Source organism: Nonomuraea fastidiosa (assembly GCF_042751225.1).
Classification (GTDB): Bacteria; Actinomycetota; Actinomycetes; order Streptosporangiales; family Streptosporangiaceae; genus Nonomuraea; species Nonomuraea fastidiosa.
Genome location: NZ_CP170570.1, coordinates 4,614,241 through 4,629,823, shown reverse-complemented (window position 1 = coordinate 4,629,823; position 15,583 = coordinate 4,614,241). Strand labels below are relative to the sequence as shown.

Here is a 15,583-nt window from a genome sequence, read left to right as displayed (position 1 = left end):
CATGCGTCCATGGTGGCCTTCGCCCCATTGGTCCTTGTAGTCGGAGAAATCACCGGCTCGATATGAATCCCGCGTCCGTTCCCGATGACATTTGTCATTACGCTGAGCCCATGACGCGCGCCGATAAGGACAAACCGGTCGTTCTCTCTCGCATCTACACCCGCACCGGTGACGACGGCACCACCGCGCTGGTCGACGGGAGCCGTACCGCGAAGACCGACCCCAGGCTCGTCGCCTACGCCGACGTCGAGGAGGCCAACGCCCACCTGGGCCTCGCGCTGTCGTACGGCACGCTGCCGGCCGAGCTGGCCGAGGTGCTGGGCAGGGTGCAGAACGAGCTGTTCGACGTGGGGGCCGACCTGGCGACGCCGGTCGTGGAGAACCCCGAGTTCCCGCCCCTGCGCGTGGAGGCGTCGTACATCACCTGGCTCGAGGAGCAGTGCGATCGCTTCAACGCGGGGCTCAAGCCGCTGCGGAGCTTCATCCTGCCGGGCGGCGATCCCGCCACGGCCGCGCTGCACGTGGCCCGCGTCACCGTACGCCGGGCCGAACGCTCAGCGTGGGCGGCCATCGAGGCGCACGACGACACCAACCCGCTGACCGCGAAATACCTCAACCGCCTGTCGGACCTGCTCTTCATCGCCTGCCGGGTCGCGCACGCCGGCAAGGAGATCCTCTGGAAGCCCGGCGGCACGCGCTGACAGGACCCCTTTCCTGGCCGTCCGGGCGCCTTTCAGCGCCAAGGCGCCGTCCAGGCACTGCCGGGGCTGAAGAGCCGTCCGTCCAGGCGCTTCCAGGGCTCAAGAGCCGTCCGGGCAGACGCTTCCGGGCTCACCGTCCGAGCGGGGTTTCCAGGGCTCAGGCGACGTCCAGATAGGCGCTCGGCGGTGCCGACTCCAGCCAGGCCAGAAAGCCGGTCATCGCGTCGGCGCTCATCGCCAGCGAGATGTTCTGCGTGCTGCCGGAGCAGTCGACGGCGTACAGCCCGCCGTCGATCTCCCTGCGAGCGGATACGACAAGGCCGCGCCTCGCAATAGCGTGACGCGGCCTGAGTCGGACGCCCAGCAGCGGAATCCAGTGGAGCTCACCGTCGGCGTAGCGGGCCACCCCGCTCTGCCAGCCGCGCTCCCCCACGCGCAGCCGACAGGGTACGCTCCCGCGGGCACGGGAGAGCATGACGCCACGAACGACGATGAGGGCGGCAAGTAGCACTACGAGAATCACAACCGTCGCCACCATGCCGCCCCCCTGAGCCCGCTTGATAGGTGCTATTAAACCTCTTCGCCCGCCGCGCGCAGGCGGGCCCTGGCACGCTTGGCCTCGAGGGCCGCGTCGGCGTCCTCCTGGTTGGCCTCGATCGAGGCCTGGGCCCGGTCGAGAGCGTCACGAGCCGCGGCGACGTCGACCTCGGAGCCGAGCTCGGCCACCTCGGCCAGCACGGAGACCTCGTCGTCGGCGACGGAGATGAAGCCCCCGTGCACCGCGGCGACCAGCTCCGGCTCGCCTTCCCGCTTCACGCGCAGCACCCCGCCCTCGACGAGAACGCCGAGCACAGGTGCGTGTTGCGGCATAATACCGATCTCGCCGTCCACGGTCTTGGCAATCACCATGTCGGCCTCGCCCGACCAGATCTCACGCTCGGGTGAGACAACCCCTACGCGTAGCTTCGCCACTTGTGTAGGTTCCTTTCCGATCAGGTGGTGGCACGACACGCATGCCGCGCCACCACCGTGGGGCGATTAGCGACGCTCGAGTTCCTTGGCCTTGGCGATGGCCTGATCGATGCCACCGACCATGAAGAACGCCTGCTCGGGCAGGTGGTCGTACTCACCGGCGCACAGACCCTTGAAGGAGGCGATGGTCTCGTCCAGCGGCACGGTCTCGCCGGGCTGGCCGGTGAAGGCCTCGGCCGCGTACATCGGGTGCGACAGGAAGCGCTCGATGCGGCGGGCGCGCTGAACGATGACCTTGTCCTCCTCGGACAGCTCGTCGATACCGAGGATCGCGATGATGTCCTGGAGCTCGCGGTACTTCTGCAGGATCCGCTTGGTCTCCTGGGCCACCTGGTAGTGCTCCTCGCCCACGATCTGCGGGTCGAGGATCCGGGAGGAGGAGTCGAGCGGGTCCACCGCGGGGTAGATGCCCTTCTCGGAGATGGGCCGCGAGAGCACGGTCTGCGCGTCGAGGTGCGCGAACGCGTTGTGCGGCGCCGGGTCGGTGATGTCGTCCGCGGGGACGTAGATCGCCTGCATGGAGGTGATCGAGTGACCGCGGGTCGAGGTGATGCGCTCCTGGAGCACACCCATCTCGTCGGCCAGCGTGGGCTGGTAACCCACGGCGGACGGCATACGGCCGAGCAGCGTCGAGACCTCGGAACCGGCCTGCGTGAAGCGGAAGATGTTGTCGATGAACAGCAGCACGTCCTGCTTCTGCACATCGCGGAAGTACTCCGCCATCGTCAGCGCCGACAGCGCCACGCGCAGACGGGTGCCCGGCGGCTCGTCCATCTGACCGAAGACGAGCGCGGTGTCCTTGAGAACGCCGGCCTCGGCCATCTCCAGCCAGAGGTCGTTGCCCTCACGGGTGCGCTCGCCCACGCCGGCGAAGCAGGACGTACCACCGAAGTTACGGGCGACGCGGCGGATCATCTCCTGGATGAGCACCGTCTTGCCCACGCCGGCGCCACCGAACAGGCCGATCTTGCCACCCTGCACGTACGGGGTGAGCAGGTCGATGACCTTGATGCCGGTGACCAGCAGCTCCGTGCGGGACTCCAGCTGGTCGAAGGAGGGCGACGGCCGGTGGATCGGCCAGCGCTCCTCGACCTTCAGCGTGGAGGTCGGGACGTCGAGCGTCTCGCCGAGCGCGTTCCACACGTGGCCCTTGACGACGTCGCCCACCGGCACCGAGATCGGGGCGCCGGTGTCGACGACCGCCTGGCCGCGGACCAGGCCGTCGGTGGGCTGCATGGAGATGGCGCGGACGAGGTTGTCACCCAGGTGCTGGGCGACCTCGAGCGTCAGGGTCTTGGTCTCGCCACCGAGGGTCACCTCGACTTTGAGCGCGTTGTAGATGTCGGGCATCGCATCGACGGGGAACTCCACGTCGACGACGGCGCCGGTGACACGTGCCACGCGGCCAGTGCCGGCCGCGGGGGCTTCGGTAGTTTCTACAGCCTCTGCAGTCATTTCACTCTTTCCCCGCTGCGGCGTCAGCGAGCGCGTTGGCGCCACCGACGATCTCGCTGATTTCCTGGGTGATCTCGGCCTGGCGAGCCTGGTTCATCTGCTGGGTGAGCACCCGCATCAGCTCGTTGGCGTTGTCGGTCGCCGACTTCATCGCACGCCGCCGCGCGGCCTCCTCCGAGGCGGCGGACTGCAGCAGCGCCGTGAAGATGCGCGACTCCACGTAGCGCGGCAGCAGCGACTCCAGCACATCGCCGGCGGTCGGTTCGAACTCGAAGTACGGCGGGATCACGGTGGACTCCGTCGCCTCGGTCTCCTCGATCTCCAGCGGGAGGATGCGCTTGACCACGACGTTCTGCGACAGCATCGAGACGAACTCGGTCGAGACGATGTGGATCTCGTCGATGCCGTTGTCGTCCTTGAACGACTCGATCAGCGTGCCGGCGACCTCCTTGGCGTCGGCGTAGGACGGCTTACGGGTGAAGCCGGTCCAGCTGCCGCCCATCTCCCTGTTGCGGAAGGTGTGCCAGGTGACGCCCTTCTGACCGGTCACGAACGGCACGGCCTCGATGCCGCGGCCCTCCAGCAGCCCGCGCAGGGCCTCGGCCTCGCGCAGCACGTTGGCGTTGAAGCCGCCGCAGAATCCGCTGTCGCTGGTGACGATGAGCACGCCCGCCTTGGCGGGGTTCTCCTTCGCCACGATCAGCGGATGGTCGATGCTGGCCGCGTTGCTGACGACGCCCGTGACGGCGCGCGTGATCTCGCGCTCGTACGGCAGCGCCGCCTGCATCCGCTGCTGCGCCCGGACGATCCGTGAAGAGGCGATGAGCTCCTGCGCGCGCGTGATCTTCGCGGTGGACTTCACCGAGTTGATCCGCCGCCGCAGCTGCCTTAGCTGGGCACCCATCTGCTACTTCTTCTCCGCCGGACGGACGACCTTCTTGATCTTCTCCTGGCCGACCTCGTCGGAGGCCAGCGGAGCGACCGGCTCGTCCTTGACCAGCAGCTCACCCGAGGAGGTGGTGAAGCCCTTCTTGAACTCCGTGATGGCGTCCTTCAGAGCGGTCACCGTGTCGTCGGACAGCTCGCCCGTCTCGCGGATGGTGTCGAGGATGCCCTTGTGCGAGGACTGCAGGTAGTCGAGGAACTCGGCCTCGAACCGGCGGATGTCCTCGACCGGCACCTCGTCGAGCTCACCGGTGGTGCCGGACCACACCGACACGACCTGGTGCTCGACGGGGAACGGCTTGTACTGGGGCTGCTTGAGCAGCTCGACCAGTCGCTGACCGCGCTCCAGCTGGGCGAGCGAGGCGGCGTCGAGGTCGGAGGCGAACGCGGCGAACGCCTCCAGGTCGCGGTACTGCGACAGCGACAGCTTCAGCGTACCGGCGACCTTGCGCATGGCCTTGACCTGCGCCGAGCCACCGACGCGGGAGACCGAGATACCGACGTTGATCGCCGGGCGGACACCGGCGTTGAACAGGTCGGTCTCCAGGAAGCACTGGCCGTCGGTGATGGAGATGACGTTGGTCGGGATGAACGCTGACACGTCGTTGCCCTTGGTCTCGATGACCGGCAGACCCGTCATCGAGCCACCGCCCATGTCGTCGGAGAGCTTCGCGCAGCGCTCCAGCAGCCGGGAGTGGAGGTAGAAGACGTCGCCGGGGAAGGCCTCACGGCCCGGCGGGCGACGCAGCAGCAGGGACACGGCGCGGTAGGCGTCGGCCTGCTTGGTCAGGTCGTCGAAGACGATCAGAACGTGCTTGCCCTGGTACATCCAGTGCTGGCCGATGGCCGAACCGGTGTACGGGGCGAGGTACTTGAAGCCGGCCGGGTCGGAGGCCGGGGCGGCGACGATGGTGGTGTACTCCATCGCGCCTGCCTCCTCGAGGCGGGCCCTCACCTGCGCGATCGTCGAGCCCTTCTGGCCGACGGCGACGTAGACGCAGCGGACCTGCTGCTCGGGGTCGCCCGAGAGCCAGCCCTCGCGCTGGTTGAGGATGGTGTCCACGGCGATCGCGGTCTTGCCGGTGCCACGGTCACCGATGATCAGCTGGCGCTGGCCGCGGCCGATCGGCGTCATGGCGTCGATCGCCTTGATGCCGGTCTGCAGCGGCTGCTTCACCGGCTGCCGCTGCACGACGGAGGGGGCCTGCAGCTCGAGGGCGCGGATGCCCTCGGCCTCGATGGCACCCTTGCCGTCGAGCGGGTTGCCCAGGGGGTCGACCACGCGGCCGAGGAAGTTGTCGCCGACGGGCACGGACAGGACCTCGCCCGTCCTGCGGACCGTCTGGCCCTCCTCGATGCCGGCGAACTCGCCCAGGATAACGGCACCGATCTCGCGGGTGTCGAGGTTCAGTGCCAGGCCGCGCGTGCCGTTCTCGAACTCCAGCAGCTCGTTCGCCATCGCCGAGGGAAGGCCGGAGACATGGGCAATGCCGTCGCCGGCGTCGACGACGGTCCCGATCTCCTCGCGCGCGGCGCCTTCCGGTTCGTACGCCTGGACGAAGCGCTCAAGCGCGTCCCGGATCTCGTCCGGCCGGATCGTAAGCTCCGCCATCTCTACTCTGTCTCCCTATTCGCCTAGCCGGCCAACCGGCGGCGGACTTCTTCGATTCGTCCCACAATGGTGGTGTCGATGATCTCGTCGCCGATGCGGACCGAGAACCCACCGAGCACTCGCTTGTCCACCTCGACGTTCAGGTGCACGTCCCGCCCGTACGAGGCGCGCAGCCACGCCGTCAGGCGCTGCTTCTGCGCGTCGGTCAGCTCGACCGCGCTGCGCACCACCGCCACCAGGCGCTGGCGCTGCTGGGCGACCAGTCGGCCGACTTCTTCCAGGCCGGCTTCCAGACTACGTCCTCGCGGATGCACAACGAGCTGCGTGATCAGGCGCAGGCTGGTCGGCGCGACCTTGCCCTCAAGGAGGCTGCGCAGCAGCGCGCGCTTGCCCTCCTCGGGAGCGGACGCGTCGGCGAGCGCCCTGCGCAGGTCGGGGTTGGCGGCGACGATGCGGCCGAAGCGGAAGATCTCGTCCTCCACATCGTCGAGCCTGCGCTGGCTCTCCGCCTCCGCCGCCGCGGCCACGACACCGAGCCGCTCGAGCACGTCGGCCAGGTCGCCCGTACGCGACCAGCGCGCCGAGACCGCGGCCTCGGCCGTGGCCAGGGCGGCCTCGCCGACCTTGCCCTGCAGCAGCGAGCGCAGCACGCCCGCCTTCTGCTCGGCCGGCCTGGCCGGGTCGGACAGGGCACGGCGCAGGCCGTGCTCGCGGTCGAGCAGGTCCGCGATCGCGAACAGCTCGTCAGAGAGCGCGCCGAGGTCGGCGCTGCCCGCGACCGAGTTGAACCGCTCTTCGACCTCGACAAGCGAGGCCCTGCTCAAACCCCTCATCGATCGCTCACCCGCTCCTCGTTCGCCGCGCGGACGCGCACGCCGCGCGCGTGTCCGCTCCGCTCACCGCGGGGGGTTCGCTCCAGCATCAGCGCACCGCCTGCGCGTTGCTGTTCTCCAGCTCGTCGAGGAACCGGTCCACGATGCGGCTCTGGCGGACCTCGTCCTCCAGGGACTCGCCGACGATGCGGCCGGCCAGCTCGGTCGACAGACGGCCGATCTCGGCGCGGAGCTGGGCGAAGGCCGCCTGGCGGTCGGCCTCGATCTGGGCGTGCGCGGCCTCCACGAGACGGCGGGCCTCGGCCTGCGCCTCCTCGCGGAGCTCGGCCTTGATCTGCGCGGCCTGCTCACGCGCCTCCTCGCGCAGCCTGGCGGCCTCGCGACGGGCCTCCTCGAGCTGCTCCTGGTAGCGCTTCTGCAGGGCCTGTGCCTCGGCCTGCGCCTCCTCCGCCCGCTTGATGCCACCCTCGATGGCGTCGGTGCGCTCGGCCAGCGTCTTCTGGATGCGCGGGACGAGCAGCTTGCCGACGACGAGGAAGACGACGAGGAACGCGAAGATACCGACGACGAGCTCGTACTTGTGCGGCATGAGCGGACTCGACTCCGCCGCAAGGAGCGTAGCTGCCTTGATGACCATGTTGCAGCCTTCCGTCAGTTAGGGGCGATCAGATGCCCTGGAAGATGAACGGCGCCACCAGGCCGATCAGGGCGAGGGCCTCGGTGAGGACGAAGCCGAGGAGCATGTTCTGGCGGATCAGGCCGTAAGCCTCCGGCTGGCGGGCGATGGCCTGCACGCCCTGACCGAAGATGATGCCGACGCCGATGCCGGGGCCGATGGCGGCGAGACCGTAACCGATGGCGGTGACGTTGCCGGAGACCTCAGCGAGAACGCTCATTGTTCGTATTCCTTTACTTAACGGCCGGTGGATTGGGTATCACCGGTCATGGACATTCCGTGAGTCGTGCGGTGGTTCTCAGTGCTCCGGGTGGAGCGAGTTGCCGATGTACATCGCCGCCAGCATCGCGAACAGGAAGGCCTGCAGGAACTGGATGAACATCTCGAAGCCGGTCAGGATGATCGTCATCACCACGCCGATCACGCCGACGGGGGCGCCCAGCGGCGTCAGCTTCTCGAACAGGAACCAGAAGCCGACCATGCTGAAGAAGGCCAGCAGCATGTGGCCGGCGAACATGTTCGCGAAGAGTCGGACAGCGTGCGTGAAGGGGGCGATGATGAGGTTCGACAGGAACTCGATCGGGGCAAGCAGGACGTAGATGAACTTCGGCAGCCCCGGAGGGAACATCATGTTCTTGAAGTAGCCGACCGCACCCTGGTGCTTCATGCCGAGGTAGATCTTGAGGATGTAGATCAGACCGGCGAGGACGGCCGGGAAGGCGATGTGCGAGGCCACCGGGAACTGCAGGATGGGGATGACGCCCATGAGGTTCCACAGCAGGACCACGAAGAAGATCGAGACGAGCAGCCCCATCCACTGGTCGGCGTCCTTGCCCAGGAAGGGCCGGGCGACCTGGTCGCGGACGAACATGTAGCCGTACTCGACGACGTTCTGCAGGCCCCTGGGCACGACCTTCGGGTTGCCGAAGGCGCCCCAGCACACGGCGATCACGACGATCGACGTGAGGATCGCGAGCAGGACCGGCTTGGTGAACCAGTCGACACCCGCGATGATGGGGGGCAGGTCGAACAGCTCTTCAGGCGTAGGCGCCCCGAACTGATCGCCATGTGGAGCGAGGACCGTCAGCGCACTCACGCGGCGTTCCCTTCAACGTCGTAGTGGATCACAAGAGTTACCTCGGCGAAGTGATCGCTGCGCCGGGTTAGCGACTGAACTTGCGGTAGGCCAGATAGCCGGCGAGCACAACCCCCAGAACCACGCCTATGGGGAAGAACGCGGACATGTCCAACCACCGGTCCAGCAACCACCCGAGACCGCCGTAGACGGCCATCCCCGCGAGCAGATAGCTGGGGACTGACCACATGGCGTCGGCGAAGTCGCGACCGTCTTCTTCCGGTCGGCGTTCCTGTGCGCTCATCGCGGCCCCGACGATAGCAGGCGGACGGAGGGCTAGTCATATCGGACCCCGCCCGGTCAACAGGGTTCATGAGTCGCCCCTACCAGGCACCCGGGCCTCGGGGTCGACGTACAGCATCTTGGTCTTCATGAAGGCGCGGGCCTCGAAGCCGGTCCACACGAGAGTGCAGATCACCACCGACCATGCGAAAGCGAGCGTGTTCCACGCCGTGGTGTCACGGAACGCGTTGAGCACGACCATGATGACGACGACCTTGACGAGGTAACTCAGCATCGCGGCGATCGCCATCATCTGGGGAGAGATGCGGGCGGCGTACGACACCACCACCACGCTGATGCTGAAGAAGACCCCGACGAGCGCAGTGCCGAGGGCTGCGCCGAGCGCTCCCTTGCCACCTGCCACCACGAGGGACACGAGCACGGCGACCACCCCGACCGCGAGAGTCGGAAGCGCGGCGCTCTTGAGTACGCGCACGTCGTTGGCCTGCATCAATGCTCCATCGGCAAGTTATCAAGCGAGCGTTTGCTACCTCCAGAACCGGTGCATCTGGAGGCCCCTGCTCGTGAAAGATATCACAAGCTCACGGAAGACCGCTTTTACCTGCCGTTTCTAGTTCACGATCATGAACGATGCGGAAATGCGGTGATGACCGCATTGCCGTCTTCTGTCGTTTTTTCCTGAGCGGCGCCGCCCGGCGGCGGCATCTGCCGCCTGACCTGCGGATCTGGAAGGATCGGCGGCATCGGGCCGGTGGGCGGGCCGTCGTCGCCGTCCGGCTCGTCGCCTCGCGGCGCCGGCCGGGAGCCGCCCCTGCCGCGCCAGCGCGGGGCCGCCATCAGCACCAGAACGGCCAGCGCCAGCACGATGAAGACCGGGAACAGCAGCACCGGCACACCCTGGCGGGACATCAGCACCACGACGAAGGCGAACAGGAACGCCCACGCGTACATGATCAGGACCGAGCGGCGCTGCGAGTGACCGATGTCGAGCAGCCGGTGGTGCAGGTGACCGCGGTCGGGCGCGAACGGCGACAGGCCCTGCGACGTGCGCCGCACCACCGCGGTGATCAGGTCGACCAGCGGCAGCACCAGGATCGCGGCCGGCAGGATCAGCGGCAGCAGCACGCCGAACTTGTTCATGTTCTCGATGGCCGCCGGGTCGAGCGGGGTCACCGTGACGATCGACGAGGCCAGCACCAGGCCGATCAGCATGGCGCCCGTGTCGCCCATGAAGATCTTCGCCGGGTGGAAGTTGTGCGGCAGGAAGCCCACGCAGGTGCCGATGAGCACGGCCGCGATGGCGGCGGTCGTGGTGATGTTGCCCACGCTCATGCTCTGCGCGAGGAAGATCGAGTAGGCCCAGGTCGCCAGGGCCGCGATGCCGACGATGCCGGCCGCGAGACCGTCGAGCCCGTCGACGAAGTTGACCGCGTTGATGGTCACCACCACCACCAGGATGGTGATGATCGTGCTGAGCGTGTAGTCGAGGCTGGTCGAGCCGCCCCAGTCCTTCGGCAGCGGGATGTACAGCAAACGCAGGTTGTAGGCAACGAGCACGCCGGCCGCCGCGATCTGCCCGCCGAGCTTGATGAAGGCGTCCATGCCCCACCAGTCGTCGAGGAAGCCCGTGACCGTGATGAGGGCGCCGGCCACGATGAGCGCCGTGACCACGTTCGCGTCGTACTCCGACAGCGCCGCGCCGCTGTGCGGCAGCCGGCTCGCGACCAGCAGGCCCACCACCAGGCCGCCGTACATCGCCAAGCCGCCGAGCCTGGGCGTCGGCGTGGTGTGCACATCTCGCTCGCGAACCTCGGGCATGGCGCCGATGCGGATGGCGAAGCGGCGTACCAACGGCACCAGCAGGTAGGTCACCGCCGCTGAGATGAGCGCCATGAACAGGTATTCGCGCACGACCCTAGTTTCCCGGATCCACCGGCCAGCTGTGACCGGAAAACGACACAGACCAGCTTAATATTCGCCGAGATATGGGCGATGTATGGCCAGAAGTGCCGCAACTCTTTCCCTGACCTCCCCCGCCGTGCTCGGCCTGCGCACCGCCGACGCCACCAGCCTGCCCACCTCGGCCAGCTCGTCCTCGCCCATGCCCTGCGTGGTCACGCACGGCGTCCCCACCCTGATGCCCGACGTCACCGCCGGGGGTTCGGGATCGTACGGGACCGCGTTCCTGTTCAGCGTGATCCCCGCGGCCGCGCACCTGCGCTCCGCCTCTGCCCCCGTCACGCCCGCCTCGCGCAGGTCGATGAGCGCCAGGTGCGTGTCCGTGCCGCCGGACACCGGCCGCAGCCCCTCCGCCGCGAGCGACGCCGCCAGCGCCCGCGCGTTCGCCACCACCTTCTCCGCGTAACGCGCGAACTCCGGCCGCATCGCCTCGCCGAACGCCACCGCCTTGGCCGCCACCACGTGCATCAGCGGCCCGCCCTGCACGAACGGGAACACCGCCCGGTCGATCCGCCTGGCCAGCTCCGACGTGCACAAGATCGCGCCGCCGCGCGGGCCCCTCAGCGTCTTGTGCGTGGTGAACGTGACGACGTCCGCGTGCGGCACCGCCGACGGGATCGCGCCGCCCGCCATCAACCCGGCAGGATGCGCCACATCGGCCAGCAGCCACGCCCCCACCTCGTCGGCGATGCAGCGGAAAATCGAGTAGTCGATCAACCTCGGGTACGCCGTCGCCCCGCACACGATCAGCTTCGGCCGGTGTCGCAACGCCAGATCGCGCACCTCGTCATAGTCGATCAGTTCGGTGTCGCGACGCACGCCGTACGACACCACGTCGAACCAGCGTCCCGAGAAATTCACCTTCGAGCCGTGCGTCAGATGGCCGCCGTGCGGCAGCGCCATCGCCAGCATCGTGTCGCCCGGCTGCAGCAGCGCCGCGTACGCGGCAAGGTTCGCCGACGCCCCCGAATGAGGCTGCACGTTCGCGTGCTCCGCCCCGAACAACCTCCTGGCCCGCTCCACCGCCAGGTGCTCCGCCCGGTCCACGACCTCGCAACCGCCGTAATAGCGCCGGCCCGGATAGCCCTCGGCGTACTTGTTGGTCAACGTGGAGCCCAGGGCCGCCAGCACCGCGGGCGAGGTGAAATTCTCACTGGCGATGAGCTGGATGCCGCCGCGCACCCGGTCCAGCTCGTCGAGCAGCACCTGCGCGATCTCGGGATCGCGCTCCCGCAGCAGCCCGAAGTCCGGGCCGTAGTAGGGCTCCGCACCCATTTCCCCACTGTACGACCGGATGTCCGTTTTTCCCATACACGATGGCTGCCCCGAAAACCGCCCTCATGACAACCCACCCCACCCCCGCTCGCCTCGTCCGGCACCGCCCACTCGGCGCTGCCCCGGCCCCGCTTGCCTCGTCCGGCACCGCCTCACCCGGCGTTGCCCTGCCCCGGTGCTGTCCCACCTGCCGCCACCCGACCACCGGCAGTCCCCCACCCGCAACACGCCTATCGGCAGCTCAGACCGGCCACCGGGCTCACGACCGCTGCGCCCTCCGGCCGCCCCGCACGTGACGGGCGTCCGGATCCTTCGCACCGCGCTGAACTCCTGCCCGCGCAGGGGGCACGCGGAAGATGCAGGGGACGCGGCTTCCGTTGGAGGCGCGGGATGTACGGCCGTTCGTCGAAGGCGCGAGAGGCGTACCCGCCGAAGGCGCGGCCATCGGCGAAGGCTCGAAGGCGGTGGGCCCGCCAGCGGTGTGGTGGGTGTCCCCCGCCTGGTGGTGGGTGTGCCCCCGCGTGCCTGTCCGAGCCGGTTGCCTGCGGGTCAGGACGGGTAGGCGTGGGGGGCGTTGGCGGTGGTCGGGAGCCAGCGCGGGGTGTCGGCGGCCTCGTCGCTGATCGTGGTCAGCACGGCGTGCCGGTAGAGGGCCAGGCGGTTGCGCCACTCCCTGATGTCCTCGACGTAGCGCTTCCCCACCGGCGCGTCCCACGTCTGGGGGCTCGTCGCCAGCTGGTACGCCTTGTCCAGCACGGTCCTGAGCTCATCGAGCTGCGGCTTGACCGTCTGCCAGGCGACGACCAGGCGTTCGTAGTCGGGGTTGAAGCGCCAGGCGCGCTGCGGGTCCTCGAGCGGGCCGGTGGTGTTGATCGGGGGCGTCTCGTGAGGCCCCTTCGGCTTGGGTGCCGGCGGGTCGACGTACATCACGCTCTCCTCTCCGGGGCCACCGCACCGGGCGGGCCGTCCGGCCTGATGTCCTCGGGGGCCCAGGCTCCCTTGCCGTACTCGCCGGGCGGGACCTGCACGGACGGCATCTCCTGGGGCCGGATGTCGCGGTGGTGGTCGATCACGGTCCCGATGGCCTCCAGGTCCGGCGGACGTACGTCGATCGACACGACCTCGTCCCCGTCACCCGCCCGTCCGCCGCCGTGCCGGCCGGCCGTGGTGTCCTGGCCGGGTTCGACGTCGTACGCGATCAGCACGTCGTACGCACCGGCCCCGCGGTGTTGGCCGGCACCCTCGCTGTCCCGTCCCAGAGCGTCGTAGACCGCCTCCGCCCCGTGACCGACCCCTTGACCTGCGCCGAGGCCGTAATTCGCCTCCTGGGCCACCACGGAGCCGTACCCGGTGCCCGTCGCGGCCCCGGCCCCTGCACCAGAGCCCGGTACCGGGTCCGAGCCCGGTACCGCCCCGGCCCCTGCGCCCGCTCCCGACGCCGTGCCGGACCCCGCGTTCGAGTCCGGTGCCGTTGCGGAGCCCGCGTTGGAGCCCTGTCCTGTCCCGTTCTGGCCGCTTCCCTGCGGTGCGCCACCGGTCCCTCGGTCGGACGTTGTGCCCGGAGGGTCGGTGGCGGTGCCGTTGGGGGGTTCGACGGACGGGTTGGTCGGCGGGATCGTGACGGGCCTGCCCCGGCCATCCGCACTCTGGCCGTCAGCCCCGGCACCGACACCCTGACCACCCGGCTCGCCTCGTCCCCCGCCCCCATCGGCACCCTGACCCTCGCCACCCGCACCCCGATCTCCACTCCCACCACCAACGCCCTGCTCGCCACCCCGGCCGGCGCCCTGCTCTCCGGCCCCTGCGCCGCCAGAACCCTGGCCGCCGCTCGGCCGGTCGCCGGTCCCCTGATCGCCGGCACCCGCACTACCGGAACCCTGACCACCTCGGTCCCCGGTGCCCGTGCCGCGGTCGCCTGGGGCTTGGTCGGTGCCGGGCTGGTTGCCTGCGGGTGGGGTGGCGTCCTTGGCGGGCGGGCACGTTCCGTCGGATTGGGTGCCGTTCGCGGTGTCGGCGGTGGGCATGTCCGTGGGTGGATAGCCGCCCGTCACCGCTCCTGGAGACGCGCTTCCTGCCGCACCTGCCACCGACGTCACGTGGCCGTCCCCCGCAAAACCGCCTGAGGTCGCTTCGACGGGCGGGAGCGTACGCACGGGATCCGCCCCGCCGGCCGGGTTGCCGGGGTCGATCGAGCCCGCTGGGCCGTCGGGACGGATGGCGCGTTCGGCCCACTCGCCCCTGCCGTACTCGCCCGCCGGGGCCTGCACGCCGGGCATGTCCTGGGGTGCGATGTTCCGGTGGTCGTCGACGATCGTCTGGTACGCGTCCACGTCCGGGCGGCGGGCCTCGGCCGAGACGACGTCGCTGCCGTCGTTCGCGTAGCCGTTGGCGTTCGCGGTGCCGGTCGAGGTGTTCCCGGTGCCGTTCGAGGTGGACGAGCCGTCGTTCGGCGGAAGGGTGACGTTCTCGGCGCCGACCTTCGGCATCTCCGCCGGTTGGACCTTGTCGGGGTTGCGCAGCATGTCCTCGATGACCGCGGCGGACGGCGGGTCGAGCGGCACCTGCAGCACCTTGACGCCGTCGACCACCACGACCTGCGGCTTGCTCGCGTCCTGACCGTCGCCGACGGGCTGACCGGTCGCCGTCCCATCGCTGGACGTCCCGTCGCTGGAAGTGCCGTTGTCCGAGCCGCCGCTGCCCGTGGTTCCGTCGCCGCTTGTGCCGGTGCCCGTGTCCCGGGTGCCGGCGTCGGTGCCCCGGTCGCGGCGGCTGTCCAGACCGTCGTCCTTGGGCTGATCAGCGGCTTGGTCGCCGGTCCTGCCGTCGCCGCCGGTCCCCGTGTCCCGGCCGGTCGAACCGTCCCGGCCCGTCGAACCGTCCTGGCCGGTTCCGGTGTCACGGCCGGTGTTGCCGCCCTGGTCGGGGCGGGTGCCTTGGTCCGGGCGCCGGTTCTGGTCGTTCTCGCAACGCTCACCGCCGGCATCCGGCTTGTCGCCCGTGCCCGGTTTCCCGTCCGTGCCCGGCTTCCCGTCCGTGCCCGGCTTGTCGCCGACGTCAGGCTTGTTCCCGACACCCGGCTTGTCACCGGTGCCCGGTTTCTCACCCGAGTCCGACCGCCCGTTGGAGTCCGGCTTCCCGTTGGAGTCATGACGCTCCCCGGCGTCGGGCTTGCCACTGCCCTCGGGCTTGCCGCTCGCATCGGGCTTCTCGTCGGGGACGCCGGGCTTGGCAGGCTTCGCGTCCGGCTTGTCCGCAGGGGCGTCGGGCTTCGCGGGCTTGTCGTCGGGCTTGTCGTCAGGCGCGCCGGACCTCGCAGGCTTGTCGTCGGGCTTCTCGTCGGAGGCGCCGGACCTCGCAGGCTTGTCGTCGGGCTTCTCGTCGGAGGCGCCGGGCCTCGCGGGCTTGTCACTGGGCTTCTCGTCGGGGACGCCGGGCTTGGCGGGTTTCGCGGAGTCGTCGCCGGCGGTGCCCGAGCCCGTCTTCGGCGGGTCCACCCGCTTCTCCAGCGTGGCCAGCCGCTTGTTGACGTCGCGCACCATCACGTCGATCGCGTCGGCGACCTGCACGGGACGGTGCGTGGTCTGCGTGGGCAGTCCGGCCTGGTGCATGGCGTTGCGGACCCGCTGTTCGGTGGTACGCATCCGCGTCGCCGCCCGCTGCACCTCGGCCAGCAGGTCACGGACCAGCTTGGGGTCCATGCCGTCGTACTTGCCCATG

Annotated in this window: 16 protein-coding genes; 1 reads left to right on the top strand and 15 read right to left on the bottom strand. The window is 69.3% G+C overall.

The genetic code is table 11. The annotated features are described in order from the left end of the window. The first annotated feature begins 110 nt into the window (after nt 1-110). Complete coding sequence (locus ACFMQL_RS21560) at nt 111-701, top strand: cob(I)yrinic acid a,c-diamide adenosyltransferase (RefSeq protein WP_364060982.1); 591 nt, start codon at nt 111-113, stop codon at nt 699-701. Between the two features lie 157 nt (nt 702-858). On the opposite strand, the gene ACFMQL_RS21555 is transcribed toward ACFMQL_RS21560, so the two are convergent. The 15 genes from ACFMQL_RS21555 to ACFMQL_RS21485 all read right to left on the bottom strand — a co-directional run bounded on the left by ACFMQL_RS21555 (nt 859) and on the right by ACFMQL_RS21485 (nt 15,582). Beyond that, nucleotides 859-1,239, bottom strand: coding sequence for a DUF2550 domain-containing protein (locus tag ACFMQL_RS21555; protein WP_364060979.1), 381 nt, complete (start codon nt 1,237-1,239; stop codon nt 859-861). 32 nt (nt 1,240-1,271) lie between these two features. Further along, a complete protein-coding gene (locus ACFMQL_RS21550) occupies nt 1,272-1,673 on the bottom strand; it encodes a F0F1 ATP synthase subunit epsilon (protein WP_127940234.1) in 402 nt (133 codons plus the stop codon). A gap of 66 nt (nt 1,674-1,739) precedes the next feature. After that, nucleotides 1,740-3,188, bottom strand: a complete 1,449-nt coding sequence (gene atpD / locus ACFMQL_RS21545; RefSeq protein ID WP_364060975.1) for a F0F1 ATP synthase subunit beta — start codon at nt 3,186-3,188, stop codon at nt 1,740-1,742. Nucleotide 3,189: 1 nt separating this feature from the next. Continuing rightward, nucleotides 3,190-4,092: a F0F1 ATP synthase subunit gamma gene (locus ACFMQL_RS21540; RefSeq protein ID WP_364060972.1), complete on the bottom strand. Its 903-nt coding sequence runs from the start codon at nt 4,090-4,092 to the stop codon at nt 3,190-3,192. 3 nt (nt 4,093-4,095) lie between these two features. Then, a complete protein-coding gene (gene atpA / locus ACFMQL_RS21535; protein ID WP_364060969.1) occupies nt 4,096-5,745 on the bottom strand; it encodes a F0F1 ATP synthase subunit alpha in 1,650 nt (549 codons plus the stop codon). Nucleotides 5,746-5,768: 23 nt separating this feature from the next. Then, nucleotides 5,769-6,578: a F0F1 ATP synthase subunit delta gene (locus tag ACFMQL_RS21530; RefSeq protein WP_364060966.1), complete on the bottom strand. Its 810-nt coding sequence runs from the start codon at nt 6,576-6,578 to the stop codon at nt 5,769-5,771. An 88-nt stretch (nt 6,579-6,666) separates the two neighbouring features. After that, a complete protein-coding gene (locus ACFMQL_RS21525) occupies nt 6,667-7,215 on the bottom strand; it encodes a F0F1 ATP synthase subunit B (RefSeq protein WP_364060963.1) in 549 nt (182 codons plus the stop codon). Nucleotides 7,216-7,243: 28 nt separating this feature from the next. Then, nucleotides 7,244-7,474 carry an ATP synthase F0 subunit C gene (gene atpE, locus ACFMQL_RS21520; protein ID WP_138666586.1) on the bottom strand — a complete coding sequence of 77 codons (231 nt, stop codon included), beginning with the start codon at nt 7,472-7,474 and terminating at the stop codon, nt 7,244-7,246. A 78-nt stretch (nt 7,475-7,552) separates the two neighbouring features. Further along, on the bottom strand, nt 7,553-8,350 hold the full coding sequence (gene atpB / locus ACFMQL_RS21515) for a F0F1 ATP synthase subunit A (protein ID WP_364060960.1): 798 nt from the start codon (nt 8,348-8,350) through the stop codon (nt 7,553-7,555). A 67-nt stretch (nt 8,351-8,417) separates the two neighbouring features. Next, nucleotides 8,418-8,633 (bottom strand): AtpZ/AtpI family protein, encoded by a 216-nt coding sequence (locus ACFMQL_RS21510; RefSeq protein ID WP_355429926.1) that lies wholly within the window; start codon nt 8,631-8,633, stop codon nt 8,418-8,420. A 66-nt stretch (nt 8,634-8,699) separates the two neighbouring features. Beyond that, nucleotides 8,700-9,122: a hypothetical protein gene (locus ACFMQL_RS21505; RefSeq protein ID WP_364060956.1), complete on the bottom strand. Its 423-nt coding sequence runs from the start codon at nt 9,120-9,122 to the stop codon at nt 8,700-8,702. Between the two features lie 131 nt (nt 9,123-9,253). Then, nucleotides 9,254-10,543: an undecaprenyl/decaprenyl-phosphate alpha-N-acetylglucosaminyl 1-phosphate transferase gene (locus tag ACFMQL_RS21500; RefSeq protein ID WP_378786783.1), complete on the bottom strand. Its 1,290-nt coding sequence runs from the start codon at nt 10,541-10,543 to the stop codon at nt 9,254-9,256. A 57-nt stretch (nt 10,544-10,600) separates the two neighbouring features. Continuing rightward, nucleotides 10,601-11,866, bottom strand: coding sequence for a serine hydroxymethyltransferase (gene glyA, locus ACFMQL_RS21495; RefSeq protein ID WP_378786781.1), 1,266 nt, complete (start codon nt 11,864-11,866; stop codon nt 10,601-10,603). Nucleotides 11,867-12,415: 549 nt separating this feature from the next. Then, the gene (locus ACFMQL_RS21490) at nt 12,416-12,793 is read right to left on the bottom strand and encodes a hypothetical protein (RefSeq protein WP_364060947.1); all 378 of its coding nucleotides are present in this window, start codon (nt 12,791-12,793) and stop codon (nt 12,416-12,418) included. Further along, entirely contained in the window at nt 12,793-15,582 is a 2,790-nt protein-coding gene (locus ACFMQL_RS21485) for a hypothetical protein (RefSeq protein WP_378786779.1), read from the bottom strand. Before ACFMQL_RS21485 ends, ACFMQL_RS21490 begins: the two co-directional genes overlap by 1 nt. Between the last annotated feature and the right edge of the window lies 1 nt (nt 15,583).

Excerpts from the sequence above, each read along its gene's own strand:
- ACFMQL_RS21560 (WP_364060982.1), top strand. The coding sequence starts at position 111 with ATGACGCGCGCCGATAAGGACAAACCGGTCGTTCTCTCTCGCATCTAC.
- ACFMQL_RS21555 (WP_364060979.1), bottom strand. The coding sequence starts at position 1,239 with ATGGTGGCGACGGTTGTGATTCTCGTAGTGCTACTTGCCGCCCTCATC.
- atpD (WP_364060975.1), bottom strand. The coding sequence starts at position 3,188 with ATGACTGCAGAGGCTGTAGAAACTACCGAAGCCCCCGCGGCCGGCACT.
- ACFMQL_RS21540 (WP_364060972.1), bottom strand. The coding sequence starts at position 4,092 with ATGGGTGCCCAGCTAAGGCAGCTGCGGCGGCGGATCAACTCGGTGAAG.
- atpA (WP_364060969.1), bottom strand. The coding sequence starts at position 5,745 with ATGGCGGAGCTTACGATCCGGCCGGACGAGATCCGGGACGCGCTTGAG.
- ACFMQL_RS21530 (WP_364060966.1), bottom strand. The coding sequence starts at position 6,578 with ATGAGGGGTTTGAGCAGGGCCTCGCTTGTCGAGGTCGAAGAGCGGTTC.
- ACFMQL_RS21525 (WP_364060963.1), bottom strand. The coding sequence starts at position 7,215 with ATGGTCATCAAGGCAGCTACGCTCCTTGCGGCGGAGTCGAGTCCGCTC.
- atpE (WP_138666586.1), bottom strand. The coding sequence starts at position 7,474 with ATGAGCGTTCTCGCTGAGGTCTCCGGCAACGTCACCGCCATCGGTTAC.
- ACFMQL_RS21510 (WP_355429926.1), bottom strand. The coding sequence starts at position 8,633 with ATGAGCGCACAGGAACGCCGACCGGAAGAAGACGGTCGCGACTTCGCC.
- ACFMQL_RS21505 (WP_364060956.1), bottom strand. The coding sequence starts at position 9,122 with ATGCAGGCCAACGACGTGCGCGTACTCAAGAGCGCCGCGCTTCCGACT.
- glyA (WP_378786781.1), bottom strand. The coding sequence starts at position 11,866 with ATGGGTGCGGAGCCCTACTACGGCCCGGACTTCGGGCTGCTGCGGGAG.
- ACFMQL_RS21490 (WP_364060947.1), bottom strand. The coding sequence starts at position 12,793 with ATGTACGTCGACCCGCCGGCACCCAAGCCGAAGGGGCCTCACGAGACG.
- ACFMQL_RS21485 (WP_378786779.1), bottom strand. The coding sequence starts at position 15,582 with ATGGGCAAGTACGACGGCATGGACCCCAAGCTGGTCCGTGACCTGCTG.